General features: G+C 43.0%; 14 protein-coding genes and 1 pseudogene. 5 read left to right on the top strand and 10 right to left on the bottom strand.

Annotated features, from left to right (window positions below; translation table 11 throughout):
* Positions 1-134: 134 nt before the first annotated feature.
* The 5 genes and pseudogenes from MiSe_RS19005 to MiSe_RS53870 all read right to left on the bottom strand — a co-directional run.
* Positions 135-1490 (bottom strand): aromatic ring-hydroxylating dioxygenase subunit alpha, encoded by a 1356-nt coding sequence (locus MiSe_RS19005; protein WP_226583612.1) that lies wholly within the window; start codon positions 1488-1490, stop codon positions 135-137.
* Positions 1491-1608: 118 nt separating this feature from the next.
* Positions 1609-2523, bottom strand: coding sequence for a CgnE/CgnB domain-containing protein (locus tag MiSe_RS19010; protein ID WP_226583616.1), 915 nt, complete (start codon positions 2521-2523; stop codon positions 1609-1611).
* A 747-nt stretch (positions 2524-3270) separates the two neighbouring features.
* A complete protein-coding gene (locus MiSe_RS19015) occupies positions 3271-4191 on the bottom strand; it encodes a CgnE/CgnB domain-containing protein (protein WP_226583620.1) in 921 nt (306 codons plus the stop codon).
* Between the two features lie 269 nt (positions 4192-4460).
* A complete protein-coding gene (locus MiSe_RS19020) occupies positions 4461-5030 on the bottom strand; it encodes a tetratricopeptide repeat protein (RefSeq protein WP_226583622.1) in 570 nt (189 codons plus the stop codon).
* Positions 5031-5151: 121 nt separating this feature from the next.
* Positions 5152-5555 (bottom strand): annotated as a pseudogene (locus MiSe_RS53870) (NAD+ synthase); the annotation flags it as partial.
* Positions 5556-6285: 730 nt separating this feature from the next.
* Between MiSe_RS53870 and MiSe_RS19030 the strand changes: the two are divergent.
* Entirely contained in the window at positions 6286-7878 is a 1593-nt protein-coding gene (locus MiSe_RS19030) for a hypothetical protein (RefSeq protein ID WP_226583625.1), read from the top strand.
* Between the two features lie 456 nt (positions 7879-8334).
* On the opposite strand, the gene MiSe_RS19035 is transcribed toward MiSe_RS19030, so the two are convergent.
* The 4 genes from MiSe_RS19035 to MiSe_RS19050 all read right to left on the bottom strand — a co-directional run bounded on the left by MiSe_RS19035 (position 8335) and on the right by MiSe_RS19050 (position 14220).
* Positions 8335-9816: a bifunctional metallophosphatase/5'-nucleotidase gene (locus tag MiSe_RS19035; RefSeq protein ID WP_226583628.1), complete on the bottom strand. Its 1482-nt coding sequence runs from the start codon at positions 9814-9816 to the stop codon at positions 8335-8337.
* 424 nt (positions 9817-10240) lie between these two features.
* On the bottom strand, positions 10241-10639 hold the full coding sequence (locus MiSe_RS19040; RefSeq protein WP_226583631.1) for a hypothetical protein: 399 nt from the start codon (positions 10637-10639) through the stop codon (positions 10241-10243).
* Between the two features lie 1051 nt (positions 10640-11690).
* Positions 11691-12683 (bottom strand): DMT family transporter, encoded by a 993-nt coding sequence (locus MiSe_RS19045; protein WP_226583637.1) that lies wholly within the window; start codon positions 12681-12683, stop codon positions 11691-11693.
* Positions 12684-12825: 142 nt separating this feature from the next.
* Positions 12826-14220 carry a hypothetical protein gene (locus tag MiSe_RS19050; RefSeq protein ID WP_226583640.1) on the bottom strand — a complete coding sequence of 465 codons (1395 nt, stop codon included), beginning with the start codon at positions 14218-14220 and terminating at the stop codon, positions 12826-12828.
* 155 nt (positions 14221-14375) lie between these two features.
* Between MiSe_RS19050 and MiSe_RS19060 the strand changes: the two genes are divergently transcribed.
* Together MiSe_RS19060 and MiSe_RS19065 are read left to right on the top strand one after the other, a co-directional pair.
* Positions 14376-15254, top strand: a complete 879-nt coding sequence (locus tag MiSe_RS19060; protein ID WP_307731465.1) for a LysR family transcriptional regulator — start codon at positions 14376-14378, stop codon at positions 15252-15254.
* The gene (locus MiSe_RS19065) at positions 15202-15645 is read left to right on the top strand and encodes a LysR family substrate-binding domain-containing protein (RefSeq protein ID WP_226583643.1); all 444 of its coding nucleotides are present in this window, start codon (positions 15202-15204) and stop codon (positions 15643-15645) included. The genes MiSe_RS19060 and MiSe_RS19065 overlap by 53 nt, the downstream gene beginning before the upstream one ends.
* Before the next feature lie 232 nt (positions 15646-15877).
* On the opposite strand, the gene MiSe_RS19070 is transcribed toward MiSe_RS19065, so the two are convergent.
* On the bottom strand, positions 15878-16504 hold the full coding sequence (locus MiSe_RS19070) for a Uma2 family endonuclease (protein ID WP_226583646.1): 627 nt from the start codon (positions 16502-16504) through the stop codon (positions 15878-15880).
* A gap of 204 nt (positions 16505-16708) precedes the next feature.
* On the opposite strand from MiSe_RS19070, the gene MiSe_RS19075 reads away from it, so the two are divergent.
* Both MiSe_RS19075 and MiSe_RS19080 read left to right on the top strand, forming a co-directional pair.
* The gene (locus MiSe_RS19075; protein WP_226583649.1) at positions 16709-17014 is read left to right on the top strand and encodes an SGNH/GDSL hydrolase family protein; all 306 of its coding nucleotides are present in this window, start codon (positions 16709-16711) and stop codon (positions 17012-17014) included.
* A gap of 5 nt (positions 17015-17019) precedes the next feature.
* The gene (locus MiSe_RS19080; RefSeq protein ID WP_226583652.1) at positions 17020-17847 is read left to right on the top strand and encodes an SGNH/GDSL hydrolase family protein; all 828 of its coding nucleotides are present in this window, start codon (positions 17020-17022) and stop codon (positions 17845-17847) included.
* Positions 17848-18283: the final 436 nt, after the last annotated feature.

Here is an 18283-nt window from a genome sequence, read left to right on the forward strand (position 1 = left end):
AAAATAGGGTGTAGATAAATGGTGCGATCTGCTTGCAGCAGCGCGAAGCGCTATTGCAGATGACTGTACAAAGATAATTAAACCTCCCACCACTAACAGAGTTACGATAATCGGAATCAGTGTTTTTCAATGATTCAATTTATTTTTTCTGTTGTTATGTATTGACGAAGATAATTACGTTCAAGTAATATTTTCACTTTCTGAGCTGCAGATGCTATACTCAATGACAAAATAAATAAACTAACTCCAATGATACGTGCTTGATAATTTTCTGTAATCATAGCTATAGCAGCAAGAATAATTGCTGCTATAATAAAGCTTTGTTTTACTCGATTACTTATCTGATGAACTCGATTGCAAGAATTACAGATTTGAGTGTGACGGGTGAAGCGATTCCCTATCTCTACTGATTGTAGAACACCATTAAGATTGCTTGTTTCATATCCTTGATAAAATGGCAAATCAATTCCGTATTTATCTAACCACTTACGATATTCAATTACCAAGACATCAGAAGTTTTCAATGGCAAAAACAATTCTTTCATACTCTTGGCTAAATTTTCTATTTGCATCTGTTGTTCTCGGATAAGTTCTGCATCTCCCTCCAAAATGAAATGACGGGAACAATGCTCAAGCCAGCGAGGTTGTAATTTATTGCGCCAAGTAAGTACGCTATCATAATTCCTAAGTAGAATCTTGCATTTTCCTCTACCTGTCGGTATGGAATATAAGTCTGCACCCCCAAACAAACTTTGTTCTTTCCAAGATGCATATCTCACTAAATTGGGAGCAATAAACTCAAGAGATACCCAAGGTTCATTTGTTTGTTGATTTCTATATCTACCCCGAATTCCTCGACTTGAAACATCAATTACCTCCATTTCTAGAGGTTGTGCGTCTTTTCGCTTAAAACGTTTACCATTATGGTTAATTGGAAAATGAGCTGGATCAATAACATTTTCTATAAAATATGATTGGTCATAAGGAAGGTCTAGTAAATAATCGGTTTTTATAAATTTAGGATCGTCTAATTCTGCTAACACAGGAATCAGTTTTTCGTCAGACTCTTCTGCGTTTCCAGGCCACATCCAGACAATGCCTTGTCTTTCTATCACAGTAAAAGATTTTACACAAGCATTATGGGGGATTTTACTTCCTGGTGACAACTGAGGAATATGCAGACATTTTCCATTAGCATTAAACTGCCAACCGTGATATAAACATTCTAGTTTGCCATCAACGACTTGTCCTTGAGAAAGTTTAGCTGTTCGATGAGGACAAATGTCTTGTAAACAGCCAAATTTGCCATTAGCATCTCTGAATAATACTAATGGTTCATCATACACAGAAAATCCATAAGGTCGCTTCTGAGGTAAATCTTGTACAAAAATAATAGGATACCAGCAATTTATCCAATTAAATTCTTGAGATATTTCTGGTCTATGTGAGGCAGATATCAAAGATTCTGTATTACGGAAATCAGGAAGCATTTTTAGAAATTTTTGTTCTTAGTAGTTTATTGAACTATCCCGATCGGAAAGCTCACAAAGTTCGCTATCAACAATCAACACAAGTGCTACTGTCATGAAAATAAAGTTTTCCCAGTAATCAAATCAGTTTTAAGGTTTGGGAAATAAAGTCAATGTGGGGAGCTTTTTGTGCCATACCTATGCCAACGTGCGTGCCATAAACTCCCTCATTAAGGACTGAATTGATTCCCCAATTAATCGTTTCCAGAATACCATTGTTACACCCAAATGCTATTTCCGTGAGACTCAAATTCCTTTCCATGTGGTAAGTCATATCTAATAAAACTGATGTTAAGTCCTGACCGTCTACAATCAAGCGTGCGATCGTATTATCTTCTATCTCAAGGTACTTTTCTTGACTTGATGCAACCCGCTCTGCTAGGTATTTTAAAGGTTTAATATTCTCTTCTTTTGTATCTTCAGTTGTCGTTTGATACAGAATACCATCAAAGAAGAAAGTACCGTCTACAGAAAAGCTTGCTTTATCCCCCTTAGTGTTAACGATTGAGCTTTCTAAAAATTCTGCAATCGAGTAAAACCATCCTGGATCCAGTTCCTCATCATTGTTGGCTATTTCTATGCTTTCACCAAGGTGACAATTTAGTTTACTGCCTCTCCAGTCAGATAAGGATAATTCGCTGTCGGCTTCCGCTATTTTTTGATAAAGGTTAGATCTGATGTTTAAGCATTGCTCAATATCAGCAGCTAGAATTTGCTTAAATGAATAGTCGATTGTTTCCAAACTTCCATCAAACTTGACTGCTGGTAGATGAACTATCCGGCTTTTTGATGTTTGCCACAATTCTTTGAGTTTGTAGTAATACCTATAATCTGAAAAGATTAAAAATGCTACCTCTTGACTCTCAAAGTTATATAGATCGAATAATTTAGTTTTATAGCCTTGCTCTGTTAAGTAAAGATTAACCTCAAGACTATCGACAATTATAGGAATCTGTTTTTGAATTAAAGATTGATGAAACTCCCGAATATCCATGCTGATTGCTTGTTTATTATACTTGAGAATTGAAACTTTACATAGTGTTAATGGTATGAATAGCTGGTGAAGTCATCCATCCTCCCATCTCCCTGATTTTATTTACATGTGAGGTTTCCTCTCAACTAGGAGTTCCTCACCGTAATACATCAATACTTCAGACACTATCTCCAGAAAAACCACAACCAAAAACCAAGAATAGGGTATTTTCTTCCTTTGGCGACTGGTTATATAAACTATTGCCTTCTGGGAAGAATTTTCTCAAAATCGAAAATTCCGGTTTGAATGCTAACGTCTATTAGCACCATGCTACTCGGTTGATAAATACCCTAGTCTTCTTCTTAAGCGTTAGACCAAAACCTACCAGTATATATTACCAAGCTTGGTGCGAGTTTCTTTGTTCACTTGCTCAAGTTTCCGGGTTTCTTTTTTTTGGTTTTCCATGGTAATTAATCCTCGATTGTTGATGGTTAATCTAGGTTCTATTTAGCTTGCCAAAATTTTAGATTCAGATCTCCTGAATTCTCGGCAAATCTAAACTTATTCTATAAAAGCATTCTTTTTTTTAATTGGCAATAGGGATAATATTTAGTTTTTTATATATTTATTGACTTATGTTAAGTGTATGGTTATAAAATTTTTTATTATATCTCGATTATTTTTTTTGTCAATATAGATAAATTTGTTATGATGTGATGTGGTAACAATCCACTCCAGATTTTGTTACTTTTTACGGTGATAATGTTCTTAATCTTCAACCAATTTGATGGTTTGGGAAATAAAGTCAATGTAAGGACATTTTTGAGCCATTCCTATGCCTAAGTGCATTCCATACATCCCTTGGTTCATCAGTGAATTAACTTGCCAATCAATATTTTTAACTAGAGCAGTATTACAGCCAAAACCTATCTCAGTAAGAGTCAAATTGCGCTCTAGTTCATAATTCATATTTAGTAGTATCGAAGTCTCATCCCTACCGTCTATGACTAGGCGAGTTATGGCATTATCTTCAAACTCAACATATTTTTCTTCACTTGATGCTACCCGATTTAATAAATAGGTTAAAGCCTCGCGGTTGCCATCTCTAACTACTGGGTTTGCACAAGCATATATTATGCCATCAAAAAAGAACGTTCCCTCTACTGAAAAACTGGATTTATTACCCTTAATATTTACTAGAGAACTTTCCCAAAACTCAGCGATTGAGTAAAACCATCCGGAATTAAGTTCATCCGTAGTATTAAGAACTTCTAAGCTTTCTGACAAATAGCACTTCAGTTTACTACCTCTGAGATCGGATAAATATAATGCTTCTTCTGCCTCAGCAATTTTATCATAAGCCTTAGCTCTCAAACCCAACGCCTGTTCGAGATTACCAGAAAGAAGCTGCTCGAATGAATAAGCAATTGCCTTAAGACTGGGATCGTACCTAACAGCTAGTAGATGGACAACTGTACTTTCCGATGTCTGGGATAGTTCGATCAGGCGATCGTGATAATGGTAATCTGAAATTATGGCAAATACGGCTTGTTTACGGGTAAAATCATAATCATCAAACAAAATGGTTTGATATCCTTGCTCTCTCAAGTAGGTATTAACCGGATCTCTATCAACCAGGATTGGCATTTCCTTTGCAATTAAGGTTTGATAAAAATATCTAATATCCATATAATCGCTCCTTGGTTGACAAAAAATAAACTAGCTTTAACGCCTTGGGAATAAAGTAAAGAGGATAATTTTGCTCCTATCTATAGCAGAGAGCGCGCTTGCTCAAATATAGGATATCTTTCTCCTTTCCCTTTCTCTATCCTGACTCTATTATTGCACTCAAACGAGAACCGCTATAATTCTCCCGGTGGTGGTTGTAATTTCAGCATAATAAACTGTTGATTGACGATTGCTTGGGGTTGAGTGGGATTTAGTTGCAAGGCGGTTTGTCAGGCAACTAATGCTTCTGGATATTTCTCTAAAAATCGTAAGGCGATACCTTTACCTGCCCAAAAATCGGCATTGGCGGGAACAATTTCGCTGGCTTGCTCGTAAGCGGTAACCGCGTCGCTATAGCGGTTTAATGCCATTAAAGCTAAAGCTTTATTATACCACGCTTCGGCAGATTTGGGATTAATGCCAATTGCTCTATCTGCTGAGGCAACGGCTTCCTGATTTTTTTCTAAACGCCATAATAAGGCACTTTTATTCACCCAAATTTGTGCTAAAGTGAGACGATACCCGACATTTGCATCTCCTAATAAGGCGCGATCGTAAGCAGATAAAGCATCTTCAAATTTGCCTAGGGTAGTGAGAATTCTACCTTGATTAAACCAGGCTTGCGATGAGTTAGGATTTAAAGCAATGGCTTGGGCGGTTGCGCCGAGCGCTTGCTCAAATCGTCCCATATACCATAGGGTAGCACCGCGATTAATCCAAGGAGCGGGATAATTGGGAGAAATTGCGATCGCCGTATTCCCAGAGGCTAATGCTTCTTCAAATCGCTTTGCTCCAGTCAAAGCGTTAGCCCGATGATTCCAACCAAAGCAATCCCTTCTTCTCCCCAGCGCCCATCTCCTTCTTGAATTGCTTAGAGGCAGAATCTGGTGCGATTAAATTGCCTGGATTCTCTTCAGCAGAGTCCTGATTTGCGAGCAAAAACGAATTACTATGAAGTCCTGGGTCAAAATAGGGATTTTCATCAAGAACATCATAAGTCGGTAATAGTCGTTTATGAAATAACTATTGTACTTTCCCCTGCTCTCAAAGAGCAATACTATTAAATAGCGGCTTACCACCAGCAATATGGGTTTGAGGATTGGGTATAACTGTTCGTAACAAAACCGCTAGGGAAGGCGGTAACTGCTGAGTCAATTGTGCCAAAGTTGTTAGTTTTGGATTGATGGGACAAAACTGGGATTCAGCAACAAGTCTCTGGCAGGATAACCGCAAAGAGAGAGTTCCGGCGTGAGTAAGAGGCGTACACCCTGACTGACAGCGTGGTTAAGTAGGTACAAGTAAATAAAGTGAAAATAGTTATGCAAGTGTGGGGCGGGCGGGACGCCCACCCCACAAGAGTCTGAAATTCTTGTGGGGTGGGCGTCCCGCCCGCCTCTTGTTCAATTTAGTTATACTCACCTAGTTAACTCAAGTTGCTAGTTATCTCATGAATAGAAGCTAATGGCTAATGGCTAATGGCGAGATTGGTAAAAATCCTATATTAGCAAGCTCGCCAGCTTGCAACGCCAAAGTTTATAACTAGCAACTTGCGTTAGTTAGCAGCATCCAGAATATATTGGGCGTTACCTGCCAAGTCGCCAATAGTGGGATTAAGTTGAGCGATCTCAAGTTTTATGGGAGTTGCTTGTACCGCAGACAATATCCAAACTCTAGCTTGAAAAATACTGAATAGCTAATAGCTGATAGCCGAGCAGAAATGTTGAATTTTCGGACAATCTTGCTCAAGCTAATTCCCACACCAGCCAAAAGCCATTTAGGCAAATTTGTCAAAAACCATAACTCTATCAATATCAATTGATGTAAAATTTTGTGTCGCGAGTGAAAAGAGGAATACACCGACAGGGATATAATCAACCGCAGAGTTTAAAAAGCTGCTCAATAAAACCTCTTGCCAAGGCAAAGGTTTGAGGAGCTTCTGTTGCTTATTTCTTGTTAAGAGTTACCGAATAAAAGAAAGGAGTCTAATATATCACACCTTTGGGAATTGTGCCTTTTGAAGGCCAAACTTTTTGATCAAAGGAGTTGTTCAAGTTAATGAGTATTCCGATTCAGGTTTCACCGGCGACGAACGATCTGACCCTGTCCATAGATCAGACGTTCGCCGAAGTGGTGAAAGTCAGTATCCCGAAATCTGGGGTAGTCCCCAAAGTGGATGTCTATTTTCTCGCCGACACGACAGGTAGCATGAGGACGGCGATCGACGCTGTCAAGAGCGGCATAGTGGATGTGATGACCAGAATCCAGGCTCTAGGGTCTGATGTCTGGTTCGGGGTTGGCGACTACAAGGACTTTCCGGCTCCTGTTGCCGACGAACATCCCTACGCCTTCGCACACCAATGTAGCCTGAGTGCCAATATCGCCCAAGTCAAAGCCGCGATCGATTCCTGGACGACCTCCCCGGGTAGGGACACTCCAGAAGCTCAGTTCTATGGACTAGATCAGGTTGCCGAACCACCAGGTGGCAGGATTGGTTGGCGTGGAGATTCCAAGCGGATTATTGTTTGGTTTGGCGACGCCGCCGGTCACGACGCAGTCTGCAAGGGAATCTCCAACCTATCCTACGACATCACCGAGGCATCGCTTACCGCCAAGCTAGTCGCCGAGAAGATCAAGGTGCTGGCACTGAGCATGAACACCAACTATCGCGCTCCAGCAGGACTCGACGACGACCCCAAAACCGCAGCCAGCGGGTATAAGACTAAGTGCGGAGAACCAGGCGGCACCCCCGGACAAGGGACAAGAATTGCCAAGGCGACGGGTTGCAAGCTAGTCCAAGGTGTGAGTGTGGATACGATTATCGACACCATCGCCACGGAATTGGCAGCACAGATCACCGCGATCGGGAACGTCAGTCTGGTAGCCAGCGGTGCCACGGCACCATTTGTGCAAGCGATCGCACCAGTCGCCGGATATGGTCCACTCAGCAGAGACCAAGACCATGTAATTAACTTTGACGTTTCCTGGATTGGCACCGTAGCAGCTACAACCGAGGTTCAGGTCTTCAACGGCTCCCTCGACGTCGTAGTTGACGGAGAAGTCATCGGCGGCAAGACAGTCAAAATCACAGTCCCAAGTTCTGTTCCAGAACTACCCCCAATTGAACCCGAGGAGGATATTCCAATGATACGCCCAGATGATGTTTCCGGTACCTGGATGTTGATTCACCAAGTGACGGGTACTTATTTACAAGCTATAGGTTACAATCCCGATGTCAACGATTATGTCCATACCTGGAACCTCGATCCTCCTAATACTACGGCAGGATATCAAGGACACCTGTGGAATCTGGTCAAGCAGACCGATGGCACTTACCACATCCGGAGCTGGGAGAAAGATTTCGTCTACAAGGAGCAGTTGTATCTGCAAGCGCCAGCCAAACCTGGGGCTGACGGGTACCCAAGGTTGCAACGGCGCAGCCAAACTGAGTTGCAGTCCTGGGTATTGGTTCCAGTCAGCGGCGATCCCGACACTTACGCCATCCAACCCAAGTCATTCCCCGAATATTCCCTAGGTCTTTATAGCAATAATTGTCAAAACAGCATAAGTGTGGTTGCCAACCGCACCTGGGGAAAACCAACTTTCCATCACTATTGGCGACTGAGCAAGGATTACACTGGGGGGAACTAAATCTCAGTACAGACTGCTATCTACCATGGCGGTACCAATGCCAAGGGTAGTTGCTTAAAACTTTCTGGAACACAGACATTGTTTTGTTCCTTAATCTGTGGGAACTAATAACTCAAGTTGCTAGTTATCTCATGATGAATAGAAGCGAATGGCTAATGGCTAATGGCTAATGTCAGTAAAAATCCTATATTAGCAATTAGCAATTAGCAAGCTTGCAACGCCCTTGTTTATAACTAGCAACTTGCGTTAATAGTTCCCACAGAATTATCTGCATTCAGAGGAGTTATTCAAGTTCATCAGTATTCTGATTCAGGTTTCACCGGCGACGAACGATCTTGGCACGGTAGTTAAAACTACTCGTGCCGCCTTTCCTCTTCGGTCTAAAGACACGAAGAGGAAAGGCATCCCGATGTGGATATACAGGCAAAACCTGCAATCCAACGGTTGATTTCGTCTCTACTTGTAGACTAATCTTCCTTCGATATAACTGTTAAGATTTTGATGATGGCTCAAGTATTCTTCCAGGACATCTTGAGGATTGGTTGCGATTACTTTTGGGTCGCCTAATTTTGTTAATTCTTCATGGGTTATGCCTAAATTATCAGCTGAATTTTGGTAACGATAGTCATCGATACAGACGGTGTAGTGTTGCTCTTCTTGTACAGCTTGTCCCTTAATGCTTAAGGATTCCAGCCTTTTTTCGGCATCATTGTAAACTGCCTTAATCCCTTGGTTGACCTGCAAATACTGACTTTGACCCTGTATGCGGTTTTCTGGTCTCATAATATGAGCAAATATCTGAGTTAGCTGTACCCCAGTCACTCGAAATTTATAAAGAGTATTTTTGTAAGGGTAAACAGTTCTCAGATCGCTCAATGTCACTGGAGGTCCTAATTCTTTGCCTCGGATTGAACCACTGGCAACAAAAACTACATCGAAATTATCGAGTTGAGCAAAGATATCAGCGATTAAGTTCCCCAATTCAGTTTCTTGTTCACGCTTAGGATGAGTCAGTTTCCGTGCTAATCGTCCAATCAGTCGATTATACTTGCGGTCTACCTCTTCTTTGAACGAAGCAATCAGCTTTTCGATTTCGGGATCGGGATCTGCCAGATTATTATCGACCGGAAGGAGTTGCCACTTCCATTCAACAATGCTGTTCGTATCGTCATCGACTACAATATCGAAACGTCCGATCTGGTCTGTCCCTACTCCAGCTTGTGCAATCAGAATATTGTTAACTTCCGCTGGTTGTTCTAAAAATGTATGGGAGTGTCCGCCGATGATCATATCCACACCCCACGCCGGGTCTAGCATTGCTGCCAGTTTTTTATCCGCTTCAAAACCGATGTGTGTCAGAATAATGGTTAAGTCAATGTCATCGTTTTTGTAGGCGTTGCAAATCTTGCCAACTTCTGCGGATGCATCTTCTAGATTGATAAAGGTGCCAATACTCCTGTCACGTTTTAATGTCTTAAGAGCTTCTTCCGTCACAATGCCGATGAACATAATATCGAATCCATCGACATTGAGGATCAGATAGGGCTGCATCAAGCGTCGGTTATACTTTTTAACGTATAAATTGGCATTCACGATGGGGAAATTTGCCAGCTTTTCCAGGAATAATAAGTGAGGCAACCCATAATCTAATTCGTGGTTCCCCAAGGTCACGACATCAGGAGCCAAGTAATTCATAATTTCTATGGTTGAAAGTCCTTGGTATTCCGAATCAATCGTCGAACCTTGGAGCATATCACCAGAAATAACAAACAGCACGTTTTTCTCTTCCTGGCGCACCTTATTGATATATCCAGAAAGCAGGGACATGCCACCAATCACATGACCTTCTGCGAGACCCGTAGCTTCTGCCAGAAAGTCTCCATGCATATCATTGGAATGTAAGAGCGTGAAACGTTTAAAGCGCTCTGTGAGAGTCATAGTTTTTTACCTCTGAATAGAATTGTTTAGTAATGATATCATGTCCGGTTGCATCGGTAGCGTCAGCCAGGGCGGGTTTATTTATTACTTGGTTCGTAGTAGGGGCTACTTTAACGAAATATCTCGTGATTCGGAGTAGGGGCGTTCCACTCAATGGGCAGGTATTACTCGCCCCTACTCTGGTAAAACCCGCCCCTACTATAGACAACCAAAGCGACATGATAAACAGGACTGACGCAAAAAAACAAATGCGCTCCGAAAAATCCTGGGTGTAGAGTCGCGAGATTGACGCAGTGGGTTTTTGCTCCCGGGTGCGTAAGTCCTGACAAAGTGTTCGTCTTCAAAAATACCTATGCTCTTATCAGCGCGAATCCTAAAATCGGTAATTTTGAAAATTCTCATTGCTAACCAAACATTTTGCCTATTATGTTTGGGTCCATAACAGAGGTATTCCTTCTACCGTTCCCGAGGTTTCTATCTCTTCAATTTCCTTAACTACATTTGCTGTCAACTCTTGAGTTAGTACGTCAATCATTTGCATTTTCATAGGCACAACTATCCCCACCTTATCCATTGCTTCCATTAACATATTTTGTTCTGATTCTTCTAGAAACCCATCAGCGTTAATTAAATTCATTAATAAATCATTTTCCTCTAGCAAGGAGCGCAAATCTTTGTCTTGCTGCATAGGCAATAACAATTTTTCATACTTTTCTTGAGGAACGGAAACTGCTAAAGCCAATTGCAACATCAAGCGGAGATTGCTATTCGGAGGAATAGAACATAAAAACGCCATGATTTTGCCGATTTGTTTGCTATCCATAATTTTTTTTAAACTCTTCAGAAACATCACCCTGACGCAGTTTGATTTGCTGTATTCATTTTCAGACGACCTAGCTGCATCTTACTTAAGTGAGAAAAATATATAGATGAGTCAGGAGCCAGGAGTCAGAAGTAGGAGTAATACACCTGACTTGAGAAATGCTATATTCCCATTCCTAATTTTTGACATCCCCAGAATGCCTATTCTTTCGTTAAAATAGCTACGAACGTAATGCAATTGCCGAAAATCAAAGCCTACAGGTTCTAGTTTAACACGACAGAGCCGTAAAGTCCAATGCCTTATAATTTTGATAATTAACCCAAGTTGCTAGTTATATCATGTCCGCGAGAGATCAGTTGTGTATAGTTGATTGTGCGAAAAAGCGTTTTTTCTCCCCCATCCCCTTTGCTCCCCCATCCCCTTTGCTCTCCAAACGCAACCGATGCAACCGGACACGATATTATAACTATCGTGGGTTGCACAGCAGAAGCTAATCGCCAGCTTGCTAATTGCTTATGGGAATATTTTTCGGTTCTATCATTAGCCATTAGCTATTAGCCATTAGCCTGTCTTGGGCCCTAAAAAGATAACTAGCAACAAGCGTTAATTATAACTTTTAGGCATACCGAAGACAAACAGGGAATTACATTTCAAGAAACAAGGGGAAAGGGTAAAGGGGAAGGGGGAAAGGGATGGGATATCTCGTGTTTCTTTCATTCGTAGGGGGTGGTGCGCCGCCAGTTGAACTGCTCCTAAGAAACACGGGGAACTCTTAACAGTAAGCTAGCTGTGTTTCTTTCATTTGTTGCGAGGGAGGTTTAACACTTTTGACTTTTGACTTTTGATATCATGTCCGGTTGCATCAGTTGTATATAGTTAATTGTGCGAAACACTGTTTTTTCCCTCCCACCTGCTCACCTGCTCAAGATCCCACCTGCTCACCCGCTAGCTTAACGCTCAAATTTTATTGGTGCAAGATGTAAATTACGGCATCTTATAGCTAATTCAAGCAGAGTGCCCCAGTGCGATCGCTATCAATAAGTTTAAATTGTTAGCAACGATCCAAACGAGTGGCTTTGTAGGGTGCTTGACTGGACTTTGCCAGGTATATGCCTGCCAAAACTACCGAAAAACCTAACAAGTTCACAGGACTTAACTGTTCAGAAAAGATGATCCAGGCAAGTATAGCAGTAATCACCGGATCGAGCAGCAAGAACAGGGCAACGAACCCTGATGAAAATCTTTTGAGGTTATCAGCCTGAAGACTTTGACCAAATACTTGGCAGACCAAAGCTTGAGAAATTACGGTCAACCACCCAGCCAGGGAATAGGGAAAAAGTACATTTTCGGTAAGCAGAACGATGGGGAAGGTCAACAATGCCCCAAAGAAGGAACACCACAAGAGTAGGGTTGTTGCTGAAAATTTTGTTCGCAATTTTTCTACAGTCAACAGGTTAGCGGCAGAGAAGAGAGCAGATAGCATGGCAAGCGAGTCACCTGTGAAGTTATCTGTCGTTAAATGCAAATCGCCGAGTCCAATTAAGATAGCTCCGCTGATGGCAATTACCATGCCAAGGAGGAATCTGCCCCCAAAGCATTGATTTAAAAACAGCCATCCCATCAGAGTCGTAAAAAGCGGAGTCAAGTTATGCAGCAGATTAGAGTTGGCGACACTCGTCTGAGTTAAAGACCAAGCCCAAGTGACTAGAGTGCCAGAGAAAAAACAACTCATTGCTAGCAACAAGATTAGATCGCCAGTTGTGTAACGCTTCTGTTCTACCGACAAGTCATCAGACTTTAGGTTGCTCAAAGTCTTGAAGAAATTCAGCAATCCTAAGATGATAGTGGCTACCCAGAAGCGATTGAATATCGTGGCAACCGGGCCGAGTTCGCGTTCACTTAATTTAATAAAGATTGCGGCAAACGATAGGGCAAAGACTGCCAGAAATAACGAAAATAGACCAATACTCCAAGGGAGTTCCTGGGCGATCGCCGATGGTGTTTGTTCTATCTTTTGCGGTGATGCTTTCAGCTCAATTGTCATGTTTATTTTCCCTTTGAAGCCACACTTGCCCCACTCAAGGGTTGGGGATTTAAGCTAAATTACTGTATTGCTTGTGGGGTAGGCATCCCTGCCCGCCCCAATATGCAATTTAAATGTGGAACAGCTTATTTCTGTTGCAGGCTCATTCTTGCATCCCTTCGTATAAGAGTCGGGCAAACAGCCTGGCCCCATCATCGGTCTTCAACCGCGTATATGTGGGCGGTTCAGACATTCCCACTGTTCGCAAATCGGACAATAGCTCTGGGTGAAACTGACAAGTGAAAGATCGCCGAATCTGTTTGCTTTCAAAATCTTTGTAGATGATGCAAGTCGCAGAACATTCGGTGACAATTTCATCCTCAATGGCAGTAGAACACAAAATCTCGATGGCATCCGGCAGTTTCAGTAACCATGCCAACCGACTACCCGCTAAAATCGACCGATAGGGAATGATGGCATCGTGCAGCAGGCGATATGCCCAGTTGGCAAATAAGATCGCTTCTTCGTTGACCTCATCCGAGTGAAACATGGCAATATTGACTTCCCGCTCATATTCGATCGCGGTGTCAATCACGCCTTCGTATTGGTCAGCGGTGATTTCGTGAGCCATAATTAGCTCCTGGGGAATGCCGAGTGCCTCACCATCAGGGGATTGGTAGTGGTGCAACTGGCGATCGCCGACTTCCTTGTGTTCGTTGGGTCCGACGGCAAATTCTGGGTGATCCCAACCTTCAGCAATAACATGACCATTTCGCTTCGTAATTTTGAGGGAACTGCCAAGTTTTTCAATTTCTTGACAAACGCGCTTCAGTGCCTTCAACATTTTACCATCGCGGTCTCTCGGTAGTGCCTCTAAACTCAGAACTTGCTGAACCGCGCGCTTAATTAGATTGATGTGTCCCTGTGCCGCCAGTTGATGTCCCAAACAAATAAACAGTGCTAAGGCACTCGTCGGCGAGCGGGAAATCAGCAGCTTTTCAACCAGACAATGGAGATCATCGAGGGAACATTTGCCACCGTCAAAAGTAGAGGCATCCCGTACTGAGGGATCGCCACCTTCAACCACCACAGCTAACCCCGACGTAATCAACGGCACCACCAAGTCAGGATCGAGCAGTCCAGAAGACCAAACGGGAAACAAAATTGAATCGCAATCGGCAATTTTTTGAGCGATGAAAGCAACATTAAGCGATGCCCGGACATCTTCTCCTAATGGATTTTTGCCAACGTGTTCCCAGGGTTCAATTATGGCGATTGCATTGCGAAATAACGCGGGATGCTGCATCAGAAATTCTAGATCTGCAGGTGAGTTAATCACCTTTTCCAGGGGTTTGCCGCATCCCCATTCAAATTTGGCGTTTTCTGTGAGCAGCGATGCGTCTGGTAAAGGAGCGGGCGAGTGGCGATCGGCAAGAAATTGACCGATCAGAACATGGACAGATTCAAAATCAGAATCACCTTCACTTAAATAACCTGGACGCAACCGCCAATTGCTAGGGGTTACTGATTGATGGACAGTTTGATTGGTTGTATTCATTAAATCAACGCGATTTCGCTTAAGTGAGTACAAACAGACTGAATCTAATTACCGGAAATCGAAACCTCCAAAATTTATCCTAAGAGGACACATTGCTCCAGTCTAATGCTTTATAATTATAGCTGCTATAACTTTTAGGCATACCCAATGCAATTATGGAATTGCGGCATCTTAGATATTTCGTCGTCGTTGCCGAACAACTCAGCTTCAGCCGTGCTGCTGGAAGGCTGTATATTTCACAACCTGCGTTAAGCCGTCAAATTAAACGACTGGAAGATGAACTGGGTGTTGTGCTGTTTCTCCGAAAATCGGATGGATTAAAACTCACAGAAGCGGGAAAATTTTTTATGGAACAAGCAAAAGATATTTTGCATCGTAGTTATGTCGCTGTGCAAAGTATCAAGGCTTATTCCATAAATACAGATGAGCCTTTAGTTATTGGCTATATCCCAACAATCCTCCAGAGTTTTCTGGGTGAAACCCTACATAAATTTAGTCTTGCCTATCCTCAAGTTCCCATTCGTTTCCAGGAGATGCCGCCTAGTGAGCAAGTTCTCGCATTGCGAGATGGCGCGATTGACATTGCTTTTATGGGCAATCCACCCGATGAGTTAGGTACAGCCTTCAGGCTTGGTTTGTGTAGCGGCAGCATTAATGCTGCCGCTACACAAACCAAGGTGTACCATCACCGAGTGCAATCCGCTGTATGGGCAATCCACCCGATGATATCGTGTCCGGTTGCATCGGTTGCGTTTGGAGAGCAAAGGGGATGGGGGAGCAAAGGGGATGGGGGAGCAAAGGGGAGCTGGGGGAGCAAAGGGGATGGGGGAGCAAAGGGGAGCTGGGGGAGAAAAGGGGATGGGGGAGCAAAGGGGATGGGGGAGCAAATGGGACGGGGGAGCAAAGGGGAGCTGGGGGAGCAAAGGGGAGAAAAAACGCTTTTTCGCACAATCAACTATACACAACTGATCTCTCGCGGACATGATATTAGAAGAAGAGTTTGTCGTCAAATGCGTCAAGCAAGTGCCTGTTGATGCTTTGTTACCAGATACGCATCGATTGGCAAATCAGCCCTCGATCAATCTGATGGAACTTGCTGCTGAAAAATTTATCGGCATGTCTGAAGAAACTTTTCCAGGGCGGAACGATCGGATCCGCGATACTTGCCACAAAGCTGGCTTTAGGCCAAATCTGCACCTATTTGCCGATAGTCATGCCTCAATGATTGCTCTCGTTGCAGCAGGGCAAGGGGTAGCAGTCATGCCCAGGGAGGCAGAAGCACTGCCGCATCCAAAAGTTGTGTTTATGCCGCTGCACCATCCAATATACTACGCTCGATCAACTGCCGTGTGGAGGAAAGAAACACCTGCTCAATCTTTAGATAAATTTCGAGAAATTATATTTGAGTCTAATAGAATTTTCTAATATTTTTGTGACTGAAATATTTTCCCTAAAAAACTTACGCACGCGGGGTCAAAAACCCACTGCGTCAATCTCGCTCATGTAAACCCACGATTTTTCGGATCGCATTTGTTTTTTTGCGTAAGTCCTGCCCTAGTAAGGGTAGGGTACTCTCTTCGGCAGCGTAACGCACCGAGGCGAGACTCTAAAAACAACAAATAATCTTAATACACAATTAATGGTGCGTTACACTTGGTTAACGCACCCTACGAACTACTGTCTTATTTAATTCGCAGATAGTCGAGATTCCCTGCTGAAAAACCTTCACCGCTTCAGCTAAATTAGTCTCACCGATCAAAATGCAGCGTTTGAGAAGCTCAATATCCAGGGTTTCCCATCCTGAAAGTTTACTTTGATTTACTTCCTCATATCCATCTTCTCGCAGATGATACAGCCGCAACGTGCCATCCTGCCAAAACCACACCAAAGGGACGCCCAAAGCTAGATATTTTGGCAACTTGCTGACTTTGCCACTCGTATAAACTACTTCAATTGACAGATGGGGAATCGATTTAGCTTCGCCCAAACAAAACGATTTGTCTGCCTGGGTTGAAGCTACTCCCGCCTGCTCCTGGGTCATAGAACCAGAAGGGTAAAACCTGATACCTTGCATCAGCAGAAAAGTTGTCACTAGATAGCCAATAATTTCAGAAAAATTTTCGTGCTGGAATCCCGGCATCAGAATCTCAATCGTACCTGCAAAAAAAGACAGCTTCACTCCGGGCGAATCTTCTACAGCCTTCTGAATTAACTTAAACTGCTCCCAGGTGCCGTTGATTACCACTCGCTGATCGAGATTTTCCCTTGAGACAACTTGTGTCATGGAGTCGCACCATTATCTCCTGTCCGCATCATAACGCGCTCAGCGAGCGATCGCTTCTACAAGACAGAATACCAGTCTCGATTTGAATCGGGTTTGGTTCAAAAAGCAGGGTGACACCACTCATACGGGTTTGGCTTGTGACAGGCCACCATGCGTAAATCCCGATAACAGATGCTTTAGTACTGTAAAAAAGGATTCAGCACCATGCCCGCTAAACTTGTTGCGATTGGAGATAGTCTGACTCAAGGGTTCAAGAGTGGGAGTATTTCCCAGACGCATCTTTCTTATCCAGCGATGATTGCAAGGTGTCTGGGGGAAACCGACTTTAAAGTTCCCGACTTCGCAGGTGAAGGTGGTTTACCTGTTAACTTGGAAACTCTGTTTCAGATGCTGGCAGCAAAATTAGGCGAAAAAATAGGCGTTTCTGATTCAATTTCGGCTTTTCTGGCAACGCAAGGGTTTCTAGATCGGGTAGAAAACTACTGGGAAAGGGGTCAAATAACTGTTTAAGTACGGTGACAAATTTAAAGATTAAATGGTCTGAGGCGGCGGATTTGGATCTTCTTGCCCATCAGCGTAGTTGTAATCTGTGGTTACCCTCCCATTTCAAAACGCTGCTGTGGCAGATTGCAGATAAAATTGATGCGATCGCTGCCAAAAATGTCTTCATCGCTACTATCCCCCACGTCACGATTCCGCCAGTCAGTCGCGGCATTACTCCGGGTGCTACTGACGACCAAAAACTCAGCGAGGATGGGTATTACGAATATTACACCCACTTCTGGATTTGGGATGAAGATTTTGCTAACGCACCCGATAAATATCCCCATTTAACTCGCGATCAAGCGAGTACTATCGATGCTGCAATTAACGAGTACAATGAAGCAATTAAACTAGAGGCAAATAAACGCGGCTGGCACGTAGTCGATATATGCAATAGCCTCGCTCGACTAGCTTACCGTCGTCAGAAGAGGCATCCAAGTTACGAGTTTCCTAAAGAATTAGTGGCGGCGCTTAAATCCCATCCTGCTACGAAAGATCGATTTACATCTGATGGCAAACCGATCCTGGATACGCGCTATTTGAGGTTATATGCCGATAAAACTAATCCAGAGGACAAATATCGGGGTGGAATTTTTAGCCTCGATGGGATCCATCCCACTACGACGGGTTACGGTATCGTTGCCCATGAGTTTCTTCAAGTGATGGCGCAGGTATTGCCCGAAAAGCCAAAACCGTTAAATTGGCAAGAAATTATTAGCGCCGATACCCTGCTGGCGAACCCACCTGAGAACTTGCAAAATCTGCGGGAGATGCTCAATTTTCGGCAAAATCGCACTTGATTGCCCAATTTAATTAAAGTGATTAGTGGGGAAAATTGCTAATAGCTAATGGCTGGCTCATGGGAATATTTGACTGCCCTACCAGCTAATTGCTAATAGTTGGCTGGCTCATGGGAATATTTGACTGCCCTACCAGCTAATTGCTAATAGCTAATTGCTCATGGGAATATTTGACTGCCATACCAGCTAATTGCTAATAGCTAATGGCTGGCTCATGGGAATATTTGACTGCCCTACCAGCTAATTGCTAATAGCTAATGGCTGGCTCATGGGAATATTTGACTGCCCTACCAGCTAATTGCTAATAGTTGGCTGGCTCATGGGAATATTTGACTGCCCTACCAGCTAATTGCTAATAGCTAATGGCTGGCTCATGGGAATATTTGACTGCCCTACCAGCTAATTGCTAATAGTTGGCTGGCTCATGGGAATATTT

Source organism: Microseira wollei NIES-4236 (assembly GCF_020521235.1).
GTDB lineage: Bacteria > Cyanobacteriota > Cyanobacteriia > Cyanobacteriales > Aerosakkonemataceae > Microseira > Microseira wollei.